At 45.7% G+C, this 19,870-nt stretch carries 20 protein-coding genes; 9 read left to right on the forward strand and 11 right to left on the reverse strand.

Features of this window, described 5'->3' with window-relative positions; translation table 11 throughout:
* The first annotated feature begins 131 nt into the window (after positions 1-131).
* The 3 genes from H6F73_RS00735 (at position 132) to H6F73_RS26835 (ending at position 1,906) form a co-directional block, all read left to right on the forward strand.
* On the forward strand, positions 132-935 hold the full coding sequence (locus H6F73_RS00735) for a TPM domain-containing protein (protein ID WP_190756917.1): 804 nt from the start codon (positions 132-134) through the stop codon (positions 933-935).
* Between the two features lie 207 nt (positions 936-1,142).
* Positions 1,143-1,772: a precorrin-8X methylmutase gene (locus H6F73_RS00740; RefSeq protein WP_190757077.1), complete on the forward strand. Its 630-nt coding sequence runs from the start codon at positions 1,143-1,145 to the stop codon at positions 1,770-1,772.
* Positions 1,772-1,906 carry a hypothetical protein gene (locus H6F73_RS26835; protein ID WP_277882569.1) on the forward strand — a complete coding sequence of 45 codons (135 nt, stop codon included), beginning with the start codon at positions 1,772-1,774 and terminating at the stop codon, positions 1,904-1,906. The genes H6F73_RS00740 and H6F73_RS26835 overlap by 1 nt, the downstream gene beginning before the upstream one ends.
* Here the strand turns inward: H6F73_RS26835 and H6F73_RS00745 are convergent.
* The 3 genes from H6F73_RS00745 to dapB form a co-directional block, all read right to left on the reverse strand.
* Positions 1,883-2,566, reverse strand: coding sequence for a phosphate ABC transporter permease (locus H6F73_RS00745; RefSeq protein WP_190756918.1), 684 nt, complete (start codon positions 2,564-2,566; stop codon positions 1,883-1,885). The two genes, H6F73_RS26835 and H6F73_RS00745, sit on opposite strands and share 24 nt — an antisense overlap.
* 103 nt (positions 2,567-2,669) lie before the next feature.
* A complete protein-coding gene (locus H6F73_RS00750) occupies positions 2,670-2,822 on the reverse strand; it encodes a hypothetical protein (protein ID WP_190756919.1) in 153 nt (50 codons plus the stop codon).
* Positions 2,823-2,921: 99 nt separating this feature from the next.
* Positions 2,922-3,749, reverse strand: coding sequence for a 4-hydroxy-tetrahydrodipicolinate reductase (dapB, locus tag H6F73_RS00755; protein ID WP_190756920.1), 828 nt, complete (start codon positions 3,747-3,749; stop codon positions 2,922-2,924).
* A gap of 391 nt (positions 3,750-4,140) precedes the next feature.
* Between dapB and bchI the strand changes: the two genes are divergently transcribed.
* The 4 genes from bchI (at position 4,141) to H6F73_RS00775 (ending at position 11,067) form a co-directional block, all read left to right on the forward strand.
* Positions 4,141-5,265: a magnesium chelatase ATPase subunit I gene (bchI, locus tag H6F73_RS00760; protein WP_190756921.1), complete on the forward strand. Its 1,125-nt coding sequence runs from the start codon at positions 4,141-4,143 to the stop codon at positions 5,263-5,265.
* A gap of 88 nt (positions 5,266-5,353) precedes the next feature.
* Complete coding sequence (gene ruvC / locus H6F73_RS00765; protein WP_190756922.1) at positions 5,354-5,845, forward strand: crossover junction endodeoxyribonuclease RuvC; 492 nt, start codon at positions 5,354-5,356, stop codon at positions 5,843-5,845.
* Between the two features lie 148 nt (positions 5,846-5,993).
* The gene (locus tag H6F73_RS00770; protein ID WP_190756923.1) at positions 5,994-9,104 is read left to right on the forward strand and encodes a pentapeptide repeat-containing protein; all 3,111 of its coding nucleotides are present in this window, start codon (positions 5,994-5,996) and stop codon (positions 9,102-9,104) included.
* A gap of 247 nt (positions 9,105-9,351) precedes the next feature.
* On the forward strand, positions 9,352-11,067 hold the full coding sequence (locus tag H6F73_RS00775; RefSeq protein ID WP_190756924.1) for an NAD(P)H-quinone oxidoreductase subunit 4: 1,716 nt from the start codon (positions 9,352-9,354) through the stop codon (positions 11,065-11,067).
* A gap of 137 nt (positions 11,068-11,204) precedes the next feature.
* On the opposite strand, the gene H6F73_RS00780 is transcribed toward H6F73_RS00775, so the two are convergent.
* The 4 genes from H6F73_RS00780 to H6F73_RS00795 all read right to left on the reverse strand — a co-directional run bounded on the left by H6F73_RS00780 (position 11,205) and on the right by H6F73_RS00795 (position 13,301).
* Positions 11,205-11,657, reverse strand: a complete 453-nt coding sequence (locus H6F73_RS00780; protein ID WP_190756925.1) for a type II toxin-antitoxin system VapC family toxin — start codon at positions 11,655-11,657, stop codon at positions 11,205-11,207.
* The gene (locus tag H6F73_RS00785; protein WP_190756926.1) at positions 11,654-11,962 is read right to left on the reverse strand and encodes an Arc family DNA-binding protein; all 309 of its coding nucleotides are present in this window, start codon (positions 11,960-11,962) and stop codon (positions 11,654-11,656) included. The genes H6F73_RS00780 and H6F73_RS00785 overlap by 4 nt, the downstream gene beginning before the upstream one ends.
* A 71-nt stretch (positions 11,963-12,033) precedes the next feature.
* Positions 12,034-12,612, reverse strand: a complete 579-nt coding sequence (locus tag H6F73_RS00790; protein ID WP_190756927.1) for a Uma2 family endonuclease — start codon at positions 12,610-12,612, stop codon at positions 12,034-12,036.
* Positions 12,613-12,722: 110 nt separating this feature from the next.
* Entirely contained in the window at positions 12,723-13,301 is a 579-nt protein-coding gene (locus tag H6F73_RS00795; RefSeq protein WP_190756928.1) for a Uma2 family endonuclease, read from the reverse strand.
* A 229-nt stretch (positions 13,302-13,530) separates the two neighbouring features.
* On the opposite strand from H6F73_RS00795, the gene H6F73_RS00800 reads away from it, so the two are divergent.
* Both H6F73_RS00800 and H6F73_RS00805 read left to right on the forward strand, forming a co-directional pair.
* Positions 13,531-14,037: a DUF4174 domain-containing protein gene (locus H6F73_RS00800; RefSeq protein ID WP_190756929.1), complete on the forward strand. Its 507-nt coding sequence runs from the start codon at positions 13,531-13,533 to the stop codon at positions 14,035-14,037.
* Positions 14,038-14,051: 14 nt separating this feature from the next.
* On the forward strand, positions 14,052-14,387 hold the full coding sequence (locus H6F73_RS00805; RefSeq protein ID WP_190756930.1) for an MGMT family protein: 336 nt from the start codon (positions 14,052-14,054) through the stop codon (positions 14,385-14,387).
* Positions 14,388-14,559: 172 nt separating this feature from the next.
* Here H6F73_RS00805 and H6F73_RS00810 read toward each other — a convergent pair whose 3' ends face one another.
* The 4 genes from H6F73_RS00810 to H6F73_RS00825 form a co-directional block, all read right to left on the reverse strand.
* Positions 14,560-15,306, reverse strand: coding sequence for a DUF561 domain-containing protein (locus H6F73_RS00810; protein WP_190756931.1), 747 nt, complete (start codon positions 15,304-15,306; stop codon positions 14,560-14,562).
* A 43-nt stretch (positions 15,307-15,349) separates the two neighbouring features.
* Positions 15,350-16,936, reverse strand: coding sequence for a response regulator (locus tag H6F73_RS00815; RefSeq protein ID WP_190756932.1), 1,587 nt, complete (start codon positions 16,934-16,936; stop codon positions 15,350-15,352).
* 162 nt (positions 16,937-17,098) lie between these two features.
* Positions 17,099-19,063, reverse strand: a complete 1,965-nt coding sequence (locus H6F73_RS00820) for a response regulator (protein WP_190756933.1) — start codon at positions 19,061-19,063, stop codon at positions 17,099-17,101.
* A 116-nt stretch (positions 19,064-19,179) separates the two neighbouring features.
* Entirely contained in the window at positions 19,180-19,776 is a 597-nt protein-coding gene (locus tag H6F73_RS00825) for a hypothetical protein (protein WP_190756934.1), read from the reverse strand.
* Positions 19,777-19,870: the final 94 nt, after the last annotated feature.

Here is a 19,870-nt window from a genome sequence, read left to right on the forward strand (position 1 = left end):
GGGCGCTTCGGCACTTTGCCGGGGTTCTGTGTTTGAGACTAAATTAAAATAGTGTAAAGAAATGTTATCTTTCTATTAACCTTTAAAACAAAGCATTAGCGTCCACCTTAGAGATTCCTTTAGAACTTCCCATGCAAATACGTTTTCCTCAAAGACTTTTAATATCTGTCACTGCATTCATCCTGGCTCTATCGGTTTGGGCATTTGCACCGGCTGCTTATGCTTACGAAAATCCCGACTTGCTGCCCGACACTCAGACCGCCGTGATTGATTTGGCCAAATCTCTCACCGACAATCAGGAAGCAACACTGGATAAAGACTTAGAGCAATTTGAAGCCGAAACCGGCTGGAAACTGAGAGTTTTAACTCAATATGACCGCACACCTGGCCGTGCGGTGAAAAAGTTTTGGAATCTAGATAATAAAAGCGTTCTGCTTGTTGCCGATCCGCGTGGCGGCAATTTGCTGAATTTTAACGTTGGCGATGAGCTATACCCCCTGCTGCCGCGCACTTTCTGGATCGAGTTGCAAACGCGTTTCGGCAATCAGTTCTTTGTCAGGGAGGAAGGGGAAGATCAAGCGATCCTTCAATCTTTAGAGTCTGTAAAAACTTGTTTGCGTCAGGGTGGCTGTCGGGTTGTGCCGGGACTGCCTAGAGAGCAATGGATTCTCACCCTGATTACTTCCGTGCTGGGTGGAATTATCTGCGGATTTGCGGCTCAACCCCGTGATGGAAAAGTATTTGCATGGCAGTGGGCGTTAATTTTCTCGCCGCTGTGGGGCATCTTGTTCATCGCCTTCGGAATCGGGCCGGTGATCACCCGCACCTCGGAGTGGCTGCCTTTATTCCGCAATATTATTGGGTTTGTTCTGGGTGCCTTGGTGGCTTATCTGACGCCGATGCTCAAACAATCTTCTGCAAATTCTGAAACCTAGAGGCAGTGGGGCGCACAAGACCGGCAAAGGATTTCTCTTTCTGTAGAGCCGAGCGTCCCGAATTACCAGATTAGCTGAAAACGGATCAGTTAGGTTTATCGTGTAGCTTTTGCGAAGGAATCGCGTAAACTTTAGTTTGGAGGTACGGCATCCCTCTGCCGTTATAACCCGGCAGGGTTTAACGCGATTTTCATGCCGCGATTCAAGATGGAATGGCATATAAGCGACGCCCAAAGTCTGGGAATTATTGACCGAGAAATTGGCGATCACGTTTTTTCACCGGCAGAGTACGAAATTGTGCGTCGGGTGATTTACGCAACCGCCGATTTTGAATACAAGTCTTTGATCGGCTTTTCTGAGCAAGCCCTGCAAGCCGGTGCCGCAGCATTAGCGGCCCGCACAACCATTGTGGTGGATGTGCCAATGGTGCAGGTTGGCATTGCACCCCTGATTCAGACGACCTTTGCCAATCCTGTGTATTGCAGCATGGAAGCGATTACGCGGCCTCAAAAAGAAAGAACGCGTGCGGCTTGGGGCATTGAAACCCTAGCCAGACGCTATCCAGAGGGAATTTTTGTGGTGGGACAGGCGCAAACGGCTTTGACTACGCTTGTGGAATTAATTGAAGCCGAGGAAATTAGGCCGGCGCTGGTTATTGGCACGCCCTCTGGATTCGTGGATGTGGATGTTGCAAAAGGGCGTCTGAATGACTCACTTGTTCCTCACATTCGCATTGAGGGACGTAAAGGCAGTGCGGTGGTTGCAGTCGCCATTGTTAACGGACTGGTAGACCTGGCATGGCAGGCATACGGTCAAGAGACGAATACGGCGATGTAATGGGGAATGGGGATTGGGCATGGGGCATGGGGCATTGGGCATGGGGGATTGGGCATGGGGCATTGGGGATTGGGAATTGGGCATTTCTCCCCCTAGTCCCTAGTCCCTACCTAGCCCCTATCCCTAGTCCCTGATTGCCGCTTGCGTTTGGCTTCGCGTAATTGCCGGCTGATATCGATAAACTCATCCCGTCGCAGGTAAGGATAGTCACTTACCCAAATATTCTTATTGGGAATGTAAATGTCTGAGTATTTGGAAATTCGGCTTAAATCCGGTTGATTGGACATCACCAGCATCAGCGCCACTTGACCTTTAACGATCTTTTCGTGCTCTTTACGCAGGGGCACTTGCATTTGGGTGGAAAAGCCGGTTTTATCTCCGACTTCTAAATTCAACCGGCGCTCTCGATTTTCTACGATCACGAGGTCTCCTCTGGTATTGACGGTTTCCTCTTGACCGATTAAATCATCTGTGAAATAAACATCCAGAACTCGTCCTTGCCAAAATCCAGCATACTGATAACGCCGGCATTCAACATTGCGGAAACTAGCTAAAGCAACGGGACCCCATAGCCAATAAAGGCTTGCGGTTATCCCCAATAAAAATACCAGGCCGCCGCCGCCGTTGTTGCCGAGTGCCAGTCCCAGCAGCCAAATCACCACCACGGCAACCACAGAGATTAACAGCCGCTTTAAGAAAGCTGGAAACTTGCCGGAATAGTAAGCATATTGAGCGCCGGTGGCAACGGCGGGGATGAGCTGTTCAAAGGTTTTGCGAGTTATTGGGATGAGCATGGGTTGTGTCTTCTGTCCGGTGTCCCTGGTTCTGTGTCCTGTGTCGGTGATCTACGGTGTACACACAAGTCTTCTCTGCTGACGTTTGAGGTTGATTTGCCCCCTAAATCCACGCCAGTTGCTCCACTTGGGGAGACCCCAAGACCGCACTGGCTCCCCAACTTTGGGGGACTTGGAATGCCGGTTCCCCCCAGAATTGGGGGGCGAGTGCGTCGAAATCGGGGGTTTTGAGGTTGATCACCAGATGTGTGTACATTGTAGGTGTCGGTGATTGAGGACTTACGCTTCAGAGTCCCCCAGAATTGGGGATTTAGGGGGCGGTTCGGGTTGCAATGATCACGTTTCAAACATCCTGTTAAAGGATCTTTTCTAAACCATAAACGAGGGATTTGAGCTGCAGGACTTTGCGAATGGCTAGCAAGACACCGGGCATATAGCAAGCGCGATCGCTGGTGTCGTGACGCAGGGTGTAAACTTGACCGGCAGCCCCGAAAATCACTTCTTGGTGGGCAATTAAACCAGGGAGGCGGATGCTGTGGATGCGGATGCCTTCGTCTGCGGTACTGCCTCTGGCACCGGCAAGTTTTTCGCTTTCCTCTACTTGGGGCGGGTTGAACGTTTTACCTAATTCTGCGAGTAATTGGGCGGTTTGAATAGCTGTACCACTGGGGGCGTCGGCTTTTTGGTTGTGGTGCAGTTCGATAATTTCTACATGGTCAAAATACTGGGATGCCTGAACGGCAGCTTGTTGCAGCAGTACCATGCCGATGGAGAAATTAGGAATAATTAGACAGCCGGTGCTGGCTTTATCAGCAAAATCAGCGAGGTCTTGCAGTTTTTCTGGACTTAGGCCGGTGGTGCCCACAACCGGCTTCACGCCATAAGCGATCGCAGAGCGGACGTTATCATACACCGTTTTCGGGTGGGTGAAATCCACCATGACGCCAATCTCTTTTTGCTGGGCGGCAAAGGCTAGCATCGATTCGAGTTCGTTGGTGATGGGAACTTCTAAGGGTTCAATACCGGCCAATTCACCGGCATCTTGACCGAAGAATTCTGGATTTCGGTCAATTGCGCCCAGCAACGTCATATCTGGCGCTTCAGCAACTGCCTTGATCACTTCGCGGCCCATTTTGCCGGCGGCACCATTGACAACAACAGGGATGGGGGAATTACTGCTCATAAATTTATCTGGAAATGCGGTTGGGGGTTAGGGGGCGGCAGCCTAGGATGAGGGTCTTCATCTAAAGATATCGCGGTTGCCACCTAGCGAATTTTAGGGCAGTTGGGTGTGGCTGCAAAAGGATTGCCGGCATTAACCGGCTTTTGGGGCTGCCGACTTTGGAGAAAGTTGGTTAATCTTGCGGGGACATGATAATGGCCTGACGCTGGGCTGTAAAATGAGAGACGGCAATCTGAAAGTGCTGAACGTCTCGGAAATCTCGTGATCTCAAATTTGGTTAATAACTATTATTTTTGAGGCTCGTTGCTGCCGGCTGAAACTATTTCCTATTATAGGTTCTGCCAAATTTAGATAAGATCAAAAATTCGCGCATTCAAAATCTAAAATCGTTATGACTCTGACCGCACAAGCCAGCCCTGTCCCGAACTTAACTGCTCGTCGTGCCGTTTTTCCCTTCACCGCCATTGTTGGCCAAGAAGAGATGAAGCTTGCACTGTTGTTGAATGTAATTGACCCCAAAATCGGTGGGGTGATGATTATGGGAGATCGCGGCACCGGCAAATCGACCACTATCCGGGCGCTTGCTGACTTGCTGCCAGAAATTGAAGTTGTGGCAGACGATCCGTTCAACAGCCATCCCAGCGATCCAGATTTGATGAGCGATGCCGTGCGAGAACGGCTGGGGCGTGAAGAAAACGTGCCGGTGGCGAACCGCAAAGTGCAAATGGTCGATTTACCATTGGGCGCAACAGAAGACCGCGTTTGCGGCACGATTGATATTGAAAAAGCCCTCTCTGAAGGTGTGAAAGCCTTTGAACCGGGATTGCTGGCTAAAGCGAATCGCGGCATCCTCTATGTGGATGAAGTCAACTTGCTGGACGATCACTTAGTTGATGTGCTCTTAGATTCAGCCGCCTCTGGTTGGAATACCGTAGAACGGGAAGGCATTTCGATTCGTCACCCCGCGCGTTTTGTGCTTGTGGGTTCTGGCAACCCAGAGGAAGGAGAATTACGTCCCCAATTGCTGGATCGCTTTGGGATGCACGCAGAAATTCGCACCGTAAAAGATCCCACTTTGCGCGTGCAAATTGTCGAGGAACGCTCAGGTTTTGACCAAAATCCTCAAGAGTTTTTAGAAAAGCACCGGCATGAACAAGAAGCTCTGCAACAACGGCTTGCAGATGCCCAAGAATTGCTAAAATCGGTGCAAATTGACTATGACTTTCGGGTGCAAATTTCCCAAGTTTGCTCAGAATTAGATGTGGACGGATTGCGCGGAGATTTAGTCACAAATCGCGCAGCCAAAGCATTAGCAGCTTTTGAAGGACGCACAGAAGTCACGGTTGATGATATCCGCCAAGTCGTTACACTTTGCCTGCGTCACCGGCTGCGGAAAGATCCTTTAGAATCGATTGATTCAGGTTACAAAGTGCAAAAAGTTTTCTGCCGCGTATTTGGATTAGCAGAACCGGCAGACGAAAAAGTTGCACAAGCAAACGGAGCCGGCAAACGCTAGAAAAACAACCGCAGATCACGCATTCATCTGCATTTATCTGCGTTCATCTGCGTTCATCTGCGGTTAAAAAACTCAACCATAACAACCCATGCAAAAGCGAATCCTCGGCATAGATCCAGGGTTAGCCAAATTAGGATTTGGGGCAATTTGCTGTGAACCGGCAGCCGGCGGAAACTTTGCCGGCACCGTTTCTGCATTAGATTTTGGAGTCATTCAGACGCCTGCCGGCGAGGAAATTGGGCGGCGACTCTGTACCATTTATGAAGACTTGCACACCGTCATCAAACAATTGCAACCCGATTTAATTGCGATAGAAAAGTTCTTTTTTTATCGCATGGCAAATACAATTCTAGTTGCACAGGCGCGGGGTGTGGTGATGTTAGTGATCGCGCAGTGTGAAGTGCCTTTAGTTGAATATACGCCGGCACAGGTTAAGCAAGCACTCACCGGCTATGGCAATGCGGATAAACTGGAAGTGCAAGAAGCAGTTGCCAGGGAATTAAATTTAGAAACTTTACCGAAACCTGATGATGCCGCAGATGGGTTAGCCTTGGCTTTAACGGCATGGTTTCAGCGGTAACAACAGAATTAAGTTATAAAAAATGAATCCATTTGGTGATCAGCTTGCCTAGGGAAGGATTTTGGGATAGTGAACATGGGGATTTCCGGAATTGAGTGAGTTGCTTTTGTAGACTGTAAATTAAGAGTTGAATTTGAGCAGGTAGGATATGAGCAGAAATTTAAAGCAATTACTGAATACTAAAGTTAAAGATTTATGGGACTCAACTGAGTTGGTGAGCGGGAGTGCTGAGATTGGCAAAACTTTTTGGGATTGTGTGATTCCTTTGGTGTCAAGCGCTACTCTTTTAACTCAAGGTGTATCTGTCGGCCTTTTTGCGATTGGTTTTGCAGCGAAATCTATTAAGTTTTTTGGAGAGAAAACTAAAGCAAAACTGCTTTTGCCAGAATGGGTGCTTTTAGCAGCTTTATTTGCCTATATTGAGAGTTTTAAAACGCTAGGAAATACAGATTTCGTTAATGAAAAAATCAAAAATATTGTTTTAAATTTCTTATATTATCTAAAAAAATCAGGAGATTTTGAGCTGACAGAAGCACAAGCAAAAGATGTACTTCGCTGCTTTCATGAATCTGAGTTAGCTGAAGAATTTAATGGAATTTTATCCACTTTAGTAAAACAAGCCGGCCTGAGTGTCAATGAAGCCGAAATTCTCACAAAACGGGTGGCTTGCGGAACGCATCGCTACTTAAATGAAGCGCTTGCCAGTGTAACTGATAAGGTGCCGGCCTTCGTGCAGCTTTACCGAGATGGATGGCGAAAAGAAAGTGAAAAATACCACGATTTGGATAAATATTTAGAGAAAAAAATTGCCACAAAACCGCAAGAACGAATTAATTCTGATGAGCTAATTACATTTCAACAGATTTATGTTTCGCTGGAAGTGAAGCCAGGTAACAAAAAAGATGGGGAATACGCCGATAATTTAGAAGCGTGGGCAAAGCGTTTATTACTAGATCAAACTAAACAAGATCAAGTCCTGTTTATCCAAGCAGGGCCGGGACGTGGAAAAAGTGTATTTTGCCGGATGTTTGCAGATCAAGTTAGGCGAGAACTGCATCCAATCTGGACACCTATTTTAATTCGGTTGCGCGATATTATAACTTTTGAAAATAGCTTAGAAAATACTTTAAAAGCAGTTATTAAGGAGGATTTTGTTAAAAATGATGATGGATGGTTAACCAATAAAAATACCCGCTATTTATTTTTACTTGATGGCTTTGATGAATTGGTGTTGGAAAGGAGAAACATTAAAACACTGCAAGATTTTCTGACTGAAGTGGGGCAATTTCAAAAAGATTATAGCGATATTCCTGGGGTAGGGCATCGGGTTTTAATCACCGGACGCTCTCTGGCATTACATAGCATTGAAACCTGGCTGCCAGATAATATTGAACGCGTGGAAATCTTGCCAATGGATGATGAACTTCAGCAGCAGTGGTTTGTTAAATGGGAAGCGATAGTCGGGGCAACAAAAAATCAAGCATTTCAAGCGTTATTAAAAGATAAAGATTGTCCTGGTCGGGTACAAGAATTAGCCAAAGAACCTCTGTTACTTTATCTGCTGGCAGCCATGCACCGGGATGAAAGAATTAAGGTCGAAGATTTTGCCGAAGTAATCAGTGCAAAGATTGTAATTTATGAAAAAGCCTTAGATTGGGTTTTAACCAAACAACGTAAACCATTGCTCAATCAAAAATTAACAGGGCAAGAAACCAAAGATTTACAAAGAATTCTCACGGAAGCCGGCTTATGTGTAGTGCAGTCGGGGGGTGAATGTGCGGCCATTTCGATGATAGAGGAACGACTGCAAAGTGATGCGAGTGCAAAAGCGTTGCTTGAAAAAGCCGAAAAGGATTTAGGAGAAAGCGCGCTAAAAAATGCCTTGGCTACATTTTATTTACAAACCGGATCGAAGGACGGTTCGGTTGAGTTTTGTCACAAGAGTTTTGGGGAATTCCTCTGTGCAAAACGTATCAAAGAAAGTTTGATTAACTGGACTAAACCAGGAAGTCAACGGCAGAAATTTGATATTCTTGACGAGCAGTTTGATTGGGAAATTTACGATTTACTGGGATATGGAGGATTAACCCCAGAAATTGTTGAATATTTAACCGCATTGCTGAAAAAAGATGGTGAATTTCGCCAGGTGGAATTATTCCAGCGCTTAGAAGATTTTTATCTACGCTGGTGTGATGGAGAATTAATTGATGCACCTCCAAAAAAGTTATTCTTTATTAATTTTCCACAAGAAGGAAATTTACCGCAACATAAAATGCGGTTGCTGAGAACGCAAGTGGAAAATAGTAACCTTGGACAGCGACAGGTGGATATCTATACAGGGCTGAATGTGATGATTTTGCTATTGGAATTAAACCGTTATGCTCAGTCACAGGATGAGTTAAAAGATCAAGTTGTTTTTTATCCTTGTGGTCAACCAGATACAGAAAATTTTGATCAATTTAGACTGGGTCGCCTCATTGGTTACTGCCATTGTATCGATGCCGGTGCTTTTACCAGAGTAATTGGTTCATTTCTCAGCAATACCAACCTCAACGATGCCAACCTAAAAAGTGCCAACCTCGGCTCTGTCAGCCTCAGCAGTGCCAACCTCAGCAATGCCAACCTCAGCCATGCCAACCTTGACGATGCCAACCTCGAAAATGCCAACCTCAGCAGTGCCAAGCTCATTGGTGCCTATCTTAACAGTGCTTACCTCATCGCTGCCAACCTCATCGGTGCCAACCTCAGCGGTGCTTATCTCAGCAGTGCTAACCTCAGCGGTGCTTATCTCAGCAGTGCTAACCTCATCGATGCCAACCTCAGCGGTGCTTATCTCAGCGATACCAACCTCAGCGATGCCAACCTCAGCAGTGCTAACCTCATCAATGCCAGCTTCATCAATAATACCAACCTCAGCAGTGCTAACCTCATCAATGCCAACCTCAGCAGTGCCAACCTCGAAAATGCCAACCTCAGCAATGCCCATCTCAACACTGCCAACCTCAGCCACGCTCATCTCAGCAGTGCCAACCTCAGAGGTGCCAACCTCAGCAATGCCCATCTCAACACTGCCAACCTCAGAGGTGCCAACCTCATGGGTGCCGACCTCAGTGGTGCCAACCTCAGAGGCGTCAACCTCATGGGTGCCGACCTCGAAAACGTTCGCTGGGATGAAAATACAAACTGGGACAATGTCCAAGGCTTAGAAACAGCCCAAAACGTTCCAGAAGCTCTCAAACAACAACTGGGTCTGTCGTAAACCTACGAACCGGCTCTCATTCCTATTGAGTGCTGGATCGTAAAACTGTCTCAACACGCAAAGGATTGATGGTGGAAATAAACAACCGGCAACGTTGTAGCCATTCTGAAGAGAAACGAAGCATCTAGACTGCCGGCTATCTCTGTAGATCCACTTATACTTAACTAGGGAAAATATTTATAAATAAATGTTACAAAATTGCCTAAGATAGATGACATTGAGAAATTCTTAATTTTTTGCGACTCACATGATAGCGGATCAATTTCCCTGGCTGACTGCAATAGTCTTGCTGCCACTCGTTGCGGCACTGCTAATCCCCTTTCTCCCCGATAAAGACGGTAAGCGTGTGCGGTGGTATGCACTGGGCGTAGCTGTTGCAGATTTTGCCTTAATGTGCTTCGTCTTCTGGAATCATTACAATCCCAGCAGCGCTGCATTTCAACTCGTCGAGCAATATGCCTGGGTGCCTCAGTTAGGCATAAACTGGTCAGTTTCCGTCGATGGCGTTTCCGCCCCGCTAGTGCTTCTGGCAGGATTAGTCACCACACTCTCGATTTTTGCAGCGTGGCAAGTCGATCTTAAACCCCGCCTGTTCTATTTCCTGATGCTGGTGCTGTATTCGGCACAGATCGGGGTATTCGTCGCGCAAGACGTAATGCTGCTATTCATTATGTGGGAAGTCGAACTGATTCCCGTGTATCTCCTCGTCTCGATTTGGGGAGGGCAAAAGCGTCAGTACGCTGCGATGAAGTTCTTAATTTATACCGCTGCTGCTTCTATTTTTATTTTGGTTGCCGGCTTGGGAATGGCATTCACCGGCGATCATTTCACCTTCGATATGGTCGAACTCGGCTTAAAGGATTACCCACTTGGTTTAGAATTGCTGCTTTATGCCGGCTTGCTGATTGCCTTTGGCGTCAAGCTAGCTGTTTTCCCCCTGCACACCTGGCTACCGGATGCACACGGCGAAGCCTCTTCTCCCGTCTCAATGGTATTAGCCGGCGTCCTGCTAAAAATGGGCGGATACGGTTTAATTCGCCTCAACTTAGGACTGCTTTCTGACGCACACGTTTACTTTGCGCCGGTTTTAGCAATTCTAGGCGTGATCAATATTGTCTACGGGGCGCTAAACTCGTTTGCCCAGACGAATATGAAGCGACGCCTCGCCTATTCGTCGGTTTCTCACATGGGATTTGTCCTGTTGGGAATTGCCTCCTTTACCGACTTGGGAATCAACGGCGCAATGCTGCAAATGATTTCCCACGGTTTGATTGCTTCCTTACTCTTCTTTTTAGCCGGCGTGACGTACGATCGCACCCACACAATGGCAATGAAAGAAATGGGCGGAATTGCTCAAGCAATGCCCACAGTTTTTGCCCTATTTACAATGGGTGTAATGGCATCCTTGGCATTACCGGGAATGAGCGGTTTTGTCGGTGAACTCTCCGTTTTTGTGGGAATCACAACCAGCGACATCTACAGCTCAACCTTCCGCACCGTAACGGTTTTACTCGCTGCCGTGGGAGTCATTCTGACGCCGGTTTATCTGCTTTCGATGCTGCGACAAGTCTTTTACAATTCCGGTGAAATACCCACCTGCGACATTGCACCAATCTGCGATCTCAGTGATGTAGATTTGAAGAATCAGGGAAATCAAGCGCCGGTTTGCTTTGGTACAAATTGTAGCTTGCCTATCGATTCAGAATTTACCGATGCCAGACCTCGTGAAGTATTTATTGCAGCTTGTTTTCTCGTGTTAATTATCGGCCTTGGCATCTACCCAAATATGGGAATGCAAATGTACGATGTCAAAACGGTTGCAGTGAATACCCAGGTTCGCCAATCTTATATCCAAATCGCAGAAGCAAATCCCCAGATTTATGCGAAGAGATTTTTAATTCCGAAGGTTGCACAGTCGGACGTTGTGCCGGTTGTCAAAATCGCCGAGGGTACTCCCAGATAATGCCGGCTTGACTAATCTTTGGGTAGCTGATGATCGTGGCATTTTGTCTAACGGGTGATCAGCTACCCAATTTATTTTTCTGTTGTGGGTGCCGGCACAAAAAATCGCCTTTACCTTTGGCATTGCTGAGGCATGAATTAGGGCAAGGATGGGATAGAGAAGTCAGTAAACAACCGCACATCATAAGGTGCAGTTGCTAAGGAATTCACTAGCTTTTGATCTAAAGTTAGCAGTGGTGCTTTAACTCGCTGCGAAAGAGCTACATAAGAGGCATCGTAGGCAGAAATTCCGTAATTTATGGCAATATTAACCGCTTCTTCCATTAACTCAGCCGTGGAAGTGACGCGCAAAGACATACCTTTGAGAGTGGCTAAGTCTGCCGGAACATCCGCAGCAGCGTACAGTCTTGCACGAACATATTTCCAAAGGATGTTAGCTGTTTCGATATAAAACAAGTCTGGGATAAAGAATTCTGTTCCAGGAATGGCGAGGTGGGCGAACAGTTGCTTAACTTTTGAGGATAAGGGATCGGGAACAAATTGCTTAATTCCCACACTCGCATCAACGACGCATCGCAAAGGAGTTGTCATCTATCCCGATCCTCTCTAAGTAAAGCCGTGCTATCTGGCCATTCAACATTAGCATTGTCAACACGACGCTGTTCTAGCCGCTGCTCAATTTCAGCGAGTAGTTGTGGGGTGGCTTTACAGCGTTCTTCCCAAGTGGGATCTGTTTCAGGGGAAACAAGGAATTTGAGGGGAGGTTGGGGCTTTTGTAGAGCTTGTTTTAATAAGTTGATGACTTGTTCGTTAATAGGTTGATGGTTTTGGTTGGCAAGTTTCTGAATTTGCTCCAATAAGTCATCGGGTAGGTTATCGATGGTGAGGATTGCCATAATTTACCCCCTAGCAGTGTATTCATCTATGGTTATTATATTCGCACTTTGCCGTTAAATCAGTAATCCAGCTATTCAAAAACTGCTTGTAAATCTAAAATAAATGCCGGCAGAACATCTTCACCCGATAACGTAGCGGGAGATTCTAAAACCTCAACTTCTTGATTCGGGCGATAAATTTCTACTTGCCGAATTTTAGGATTAATCAACCACCCCAAACGCAGCCCATTACTAATATACTCCTGCATTTTTTTCCGGGTTTCTTCCACATCATCTGTTTCCGAAACCAATTCGATTGCAAAGTCGGGACACAAGGGTAGGAATTTCTTTCTTTCCTCTTGCGTCAAAGCTTCCCATCGCTTTATACTCACCCAAGAAGCATCAGGAGAACGAGTGCCACCTTTCGGCAACCGAAACCCTGTAGAAGAATCAAAGGCTTTTCCCAGACGTGTTTGCCGGTTCCAAAGCCAAAGCTGTCCTTCTATATCCAGATTCCGGTTTCCCGTTTCTCCTCCCGTCGGCGGCATGATAATTAATTCTCCTTTAGCGGTGAGTTCTAGTTGCAAATCTTGGTTAGCCGCAGCAAGTTGTTCAAACTGCTCGTCAGTCAATTTAAGAACCGGCGGTAATTGTAGAGTCAAATTACTCATGATTCAGTCCGTCCTATTAAAATACTTATTGGGTCAAAAGCGCATAGAATTTAGTCTGATTTGTCGGCATCTGAGCATCTGGCTGTAGCACATATTGCTCAATCATTCATTTATTCAAAAATTGCTTGTAAATCTAAAATAAATGCCGGCAAAACATCTTCGCCCGATAACGTAGCGGGAGAATCTAAAATCTTAACTTCTCGATTCGGGCGATAAATTTCTACTTGCCGAATTTTAGGATTAATTAACCACCCCAAACGTAAACCATTACTAATATACTCCTGCATTTTTTTCCGGGTTTCTTCCACATCATCCGTTTCCGAAACCAATTCGATTGCAAAGTCGGGACACAACGGTAGGAATTTTTTTCGTTCCTCTTGCGTCAAAGCTTCCCATCGCTTTATACTCACCCAAGAAGCATCAGGAGAACGAGTGCCACCTTTCGGCAACCGAAACCCTGTAGAAGAATCAAAGGCTTTTCCCAGACGTGTTTGCCGGTTCCAAACGCCTAAATCAATGTAAATTTCAAAATTCCGGTTTCCCGTTTCTCCTCCCGTCGGCGGCATAATCATTAATTCTCCTTTAGCTGTGAGTTCTAGCTGCAAGTCTTGGTTAGCCGCAGCAAGTTGTTCAAATTGTTCGTCAGTCAGTTTAAGAACCGGCGGTAATTGTAGAGTTAAAGCACTCATGATTAAGTCTGTCCTATTAAAATATTTTTTGAGTCAACTTCATGCACGTTTAGGCCAATATTGCAATTGTAATCGTTCTTTGCTGAAATAACTATTTCTCAGGAGAGAGGGAGCCGACACGAAAGAATAAGACTTCTGTGCATTACCAGTTCAGTTAATGATTATCATCATAAAAGAAGTGCGTTAGGCTAGAAGCTGAAGCGAATTGTTAAAGTCTAGATAGCTGATTATGTTGACTCGTTGGTTTATTCTGGGACTGTTGCTGATACCGGCAGCCGGCACATTAATGCCGCAAACCTCCATCTCGATGCCGCCGGCAACAAATTTAGTGGCAAAGACAAAAGACAGCAATATGGCATTCAATCTCAACACCTACCAGTGGAAAAATCGGCTCTTACTCATCTTTGCACCTTCAAAAGACAATCCCGACTACCAACGGCAGATGCAGCTTATTGAAAAAACAGTTGCCGGTTTCCAAGAGCGAGATTTAATCGCCATTGAACTATTGGCAGAAGGCACAAGTCAGGCAAAAACGCAAACGCTTAATGAAGCGGATGCTGCCAGTTTGCGATCTGAATTTAACGTTGCTCCTGAAGAATTCCGGGTTATCCTGATTGGTAAAGATGGCACTGCAAAGCGTCGCGATCAGAAGCCGGTTGAGCCTGAAGTGATTTTTAATGAAATTGATGCGATGCCAATGCGCCGGCAGGAAATGCAAAATCGCGGCAGAGAATAGGAAAGGAAAAGCCAATGTCAACTTACGATCATATCTATGACATTGTCCGCAAAATCCCGCATGGTCGAGTGGCAACTTACGGACAAGTGGCAGATTTGGCACAACTTTACGGGAAAGCGCGTTTGGTGGGATATGCGCTTTATCGGGTTGATATGCGTTCATCAGATATTCCCTGGCATCGGGTAATTAATGCTAAGGGGGAGATATCTCAGTCGCCTTTACGATATGGCACGGACTGCTTACAGCAAGCGTTGTTGGAAGAAGAAGGGATAAAATTTAGCGCTGAAGGAAAAGTTAATTTGCGGGAGTATTTGTGGCGTCCTGAAGTGCTGCCGGTGGGAGAATTTTAATGAAGAGGGAAGATTTTTTTAACCACAGATAAACACAGATAAACACAGATGATGATGCAGGATGCCGGCATACACAGATGAATAAAAGATGTGATGGCTAATGTTAATAAAGAACAAATTCTGAAGTTGTAGAGACAATATTAAGTTTGCCTCTACAACTTCAGAAGTTAGATTAAGCGTAGATTGACGACCGGCTCACGGTTGCCAGTGCTTCAACTAAGCTGCGAACTGCTGCAATCATGGCAACTTCGCTGTCGAGGCGATTGATCGCGGAACCGACGCCAACACCGGCAGCACCGGCAGCAACGGCTAAGGGTGCTGTGACGTTGGAAATGCCGGAGGCGCATAACACCGGCACGGAGACGGCACGAGAAATCTCATAAGCAGCTGCCAGGGTGGGGGCGGCTTTTTCAATCAATCCCAAGGTGCCGGCGTGGGTGGGGGCGCTGCTGGTGCCGCCTTCGGTTTGGATAATATCAGCGCCGGCTTTGACGAGTTCTTCTGCCAGTTTCACTTGCTCGTCTAGCGCCAGAATATGGGGCACGGTTACAGATAGGGTAATGTGAGGTAGCAAGGAACGGGTTTCGTGAGTTAGTTGCAACACTTCTGCTGCCTCAAACCGGCGTCCTTGGGCGTAGAACGCATCAAAGTTGCCAATTTCAATCAAATCGGCACCGGCTTCTACTGCCGGCACAAATTTTGCCGGTTCCACTGCGGACACACAAATCGGCAAACTTGTCAACTGACGCGCCAACCGCACCAAATTTGCATCGGCGGCAATATCCACAAACGTCGCGCCGCCCAACTCTGCAGCCCGAACCGTGGCAGCCACGCGATCAGCGTCAAAATTGGTTAAACCACTGATAATTTTAAGCGCCCTGCCTTGGTCGAACGCACGTTGTAGGGAATGGATGGTCATAGCTCTTTTTCCAGCTCAAGCAATCGTTAGAACTATTATTTTGTCACTCTCTGGGGCTAGAAACCAGAGGTTGTTGATTTTGGGTGGTTTTGCTTTGGCTGAGTGCGGTTCGCCCTGCTTGCTGGTGAATCGGGATCTCAATGATGAACAGCGATCCTTCACCCGGTGTGGAAACGCACTTTAAGGTGCCCCCATGTTTTTTAACGACAATTTGATAGCTAATGGATAACCCCAAACCTGTACCAGAACCAACAGGTTTCGTCGTAAAGAAAGGATCAAATAACCGGCGGCACACGTCTTCAGTCATTCCAGGCCCATTATCAGAAATCTGAATCGTCACTCGATCTGAATTGATAACTGCCGTATGAATCCGAATAGTGCTGAGATTATGTACAATCTCTTCTACTGGGCGCTTGCGATCATACTCATCTAGCGCATCAAGAGCGTTACTCAAGATATTCATAAATACTTGGTTCAACTGGCCGGCATAACACTCAACTTCCGGTAAATTTCCATAATCTTTGACAATTAAAAGACCTGAATGCCCCACCTTATCTCGAATGCGATTTTGCAAAATTAGCAGGGTATTTTCAAGTCCTTCATGAATATCAACTGGCTTCATATCCGATTCATCCAGTCTAGAAAACTTCCGCAGAGACAAAACAATCTCGCGGATGCGTTCCGCCCCTATTTTCATGGAAGCCAGAAGCTTCGGCAAATCTTCAATTAAAAAATCTAGATCAATTTCTGATATCTTATCTTGAATTACAAGAGCCGGCTCTGGATAGTGTGCTTGGTAAAGATGCAAAAGCTCAAGCAGGCTTGAGCTATAGAGATTCGCGTGATCGAGATTTCCGTAAATGAAGCTAACGGGGTTATTAATTTCATGAGCAACGCCAGCAACCAACTGCCCCAAACTTGACATTTTTTCGCTTTGAATCAGTTGGGATTGTGCCTGCTGAAGTTCGAGTAAAGCTCTTTCTATATCGTGAGCTTGGGTTCGCAATTGCGCTTCTGATTGCAGCAAAGCCGCCTCTGCACTGAGACGCTCTTGAATTTCCTGTTGCAACCGCTCATTCGATTGGGTTAGCAGCCGATTCGCTTCAGAAAGCGCAGATGTCCTTTGCTCTACCCTTTGTTCTAATTCCAATGTGAGATTTAAAAGTGCTCGTTCTGCAGCCGCCCGCTCTTTTATTTCATGCTGCAAACACTCATTTTGAGCCTGAAGTTTTTTCGCTAAGTTGCACAGGCTCATCTGAATTGTCACACGAGCTAAAACCTCTTCTTGCTGAAATGGCTTAGTGATGTAATCCACCGCCCCAATATTTAAGCCTCTGACCTTATCCGTCGGGTCAGAAAGCGCCGTCATAAAAATAATTGGGATATCTTTCGTTGCTTCATTCGCTTTGAGCCGGCGGCAAGTTTCAAATCCATCTATCCCCGGCATCACGACATCCAGCAAAATCAGGTCTGGCAATGCATACTCTGCTTTCTCTATCGCGCTTTCTCCATCACAAGCAACTAAGACTTTAAAGCCAGAATCCGCTAAAAAATCGAACAGTACCCCTAAATTTGTCGGCGTGTCATCTACAAGTAAGATGACGCCTTTTTTGGCATTTTCAGTCTTCATTTATGACACCACATTTATTCAAAATAAAAATTCTGTTCTGTTCTAAGCTTTTGGCTGACTCGGCTCAGTTGCAAAGTCATTTATCCTGTTTCTCTTCATAATTCTTTCATTGTACGATCCTCTTCAAATTAATTTGTAAATCTATATATATTTTTATAATGTTTAATCATTAATAACGCTATGTAATTTTAATAGCAATTCCTCAGAGCTATAAGGCTTTGGCAAAATGCTTTTGACGCTTTTGCCGCTGACTTCAGTTTTTTTAGTGCTTGACATCAGCCCGCTAACCGCAATAATTTTGATCTGGGGATTCATTTTTTGCAACGTGCGGATCGTAGCTGTCCCATCCATCACCGGCATCATAATATCGACTAATACCACACTAATTTCTTCCTGGTGTTGGGCATACAGCGCTACTGCTTCAACGCCATCACTTGCCACAATTACTTTGTAATCATAGGCTTCCAGGGAAATTTTAGTAATATCGCGAATTGAATCTTCATCATCAACAACAAGAATTAATTCTCCGTGCCCAGAGGGAATTTCATGGGGATTATCTTGTGTAGATTCCGTTGCTGCTGTATCGGTTGCCGGTAAGTACACCTTAAACTCTGTGCCAATCCCCAACTCACTAACCAGGTTGATAAAACCGCCGTGACTTTTAACAATTCCTATTACGGTTGAAAGACCTAATCCCGTGCCTTTTCCGATTTTTTTTGTTGTAAAAAATGGCTCATAAATTCTATCAATAATTTCTTTAGGAATTCCCATTCCCGTATCAGACACAGTAATCACAACATAAGGCCCAACTTTAGCCTCGATATTCAGGCGAGCAAAATTTTCATCAATCCAAATATTTCTCGCAGAAATTTCTAAAGTTCCGCCTCTAGGCATGGCATCACGAGCGTTAACGCAAAGGTTCAGTAACACCTGATGAAGTTGAGTGGCATCGCCCGATATCGTCCACAAATCCAACAGTGGAATATCTGTAAAAATCTCAATTGCTCTCGAAAATGTCTGTTTAGCAATCTGTTCAATTTCTAAAATTAAGTACCCCACTTGTAGCGTGGTGCGTTCGCCTTCAACTCCGCGTGCAAAAGACAGCACTTGTTTAACAAATTCAGCACTGCGCTTGGTATTTTTCTCTAAAATTGTCAGCAACCGCTGGCTTTGCTCGTCCGGAAGTTTGTGTGCCAAGAGTTGAACAGCGCCCAAAATAGGCGTTAAAGCATTGTTGAGATCATGAGCAATGCCGCTTGCCAGGGTGCCGATACTTTCCATCCGCTGCGCCCGGAGAAACTGCGCTTCGAGTTGTTTTTTTTCTGTAATATCCGTGTTAACTGTCAAAATAGATTTAGGCTGGCCAGCTTCATCGCGCACTAAAGTCCAGCGGCTAGCGACAATGATATCTTTACTCTCTTTCGTGACTTGATACAACTCACTCTGCCACTCTCCTTTTTCAGCTAAAACTTTAAGGTTATCCTGGGGTTGAGATACACCGGATCGGTACAAAAGTTCTTTGGCATTTTTGCCCACCGCTTCTTCTGCTTTCCATTTATAAAGACGTTCTGCGCCTTGATTCCAATAGAGAATTTTGTGATTTAAATCTTGCACAGAAATCGCATCGGTAGTGACATCCAGTAAGGCAGCTTGTTCGCGAATTTTTTCTTCTGAGCGCAACCGTTCTTGGATTTCTTGTTCTAGACGCAGATTTTGCATTTGAAGGGTTTTATTGAGATTGCGGAGGCTCAAATGAATCTTAATCCGCGCTAAAACTTCTTCATGTTGAAGCGGTTTGGTGATATAGTCAACTGCCCCCAAGTTTAAACCTTCTACTCTCTGCACCGGCTCAGAAAGTGCGGTCATAAAAATTACGGGAATATCTTGTGTAGAGGGATTTATTTTTAGCTGTCGGCAAGCTTCAAATCCATCAATGTCTGGCATGACGACATCCAACAAAATTAGATCCGGCAAAGCATATTGTGCTTTTTCAATCGCACTTTCACCATCACAAGCAACTAAGACTTTAAAGCCAGCATCGACTAAAAAATCGAATAGCATCTCTAAATTTGTCGGCGTGTCATCGACAATTAAAATGACGTTTTTACGGGAACTGTCTGTACTCATTCATGCCTCGAATATTATGTCACAAACTCTAAAATTTCTTGCTCTTTAAAGCCTTTGACGAGTTGCCAAAAATGGTTAGCTGTCGGCAGCCTTTGCTGATAATCCATTGCCTCTCGTCAGGCACTTCCCTCTACAATGCCTCTGGCGGCGGCTACAATCGCCAAAGAGACTTTCTGTGCCGGCGAAGCAACGCTTGAGTGCTTCTTGTTTAATCTTGAGTCCAGAAAAGAAAAAACTCTAGAGCTTTCTCGCTTCTGATCAACCCATTCCAACTTTAAGTGCCACCGCAATTTTTCTAAAAGATCGGTTCTTCCCAACGGTTTGGAAAGAAAACCGTGATCACCGGCGTGCCGGCGCTGCTGCTGCTCGAAATCAAAAATGCTAGCCGAAAGGGCAATAATGGTGACTCCTTTGAATTCCAGCAACAACCTCAGCTCTTGGGTAACTGTAAATCTGTTGATGACTCGCATCACCAAGTTTATAAAAATTATATCGGGTTTAAACTGATACACTTCACTCAGCCGGTCTGAACGAATAGAAGTTTGATAAAACTCGACTAGCGCTAAACCCCAGTAAATTAGCACCGGCACGCGAGAGGCGAAGAGGATAAAAACTGTGCTAAGCCAGCTTTGAGGCAAATCCGCAACCAACCCCATTTGTTTGCCCTTTGTCAGGCAGTTTTTCGGTTTTGCCGGCAATTCTTCATCACTCACAAGCTCTCCTCCTCTGGAGCTGTCGAATCCTATTAATGGCGAACAATTTTTGATTTTCGATTTTTCTTGGCAAACGGTAAAGTTAGCTGCATTT

It is taken from the genome of Microcoleus sp. FACHB-68, from assembly GCF_014695715.1.
GTDB lineage: Bacteria > Cyanobacteriota > Cyanobacteriia > Cyanobacteriales > Oscillatoriaceae > FACHB-68.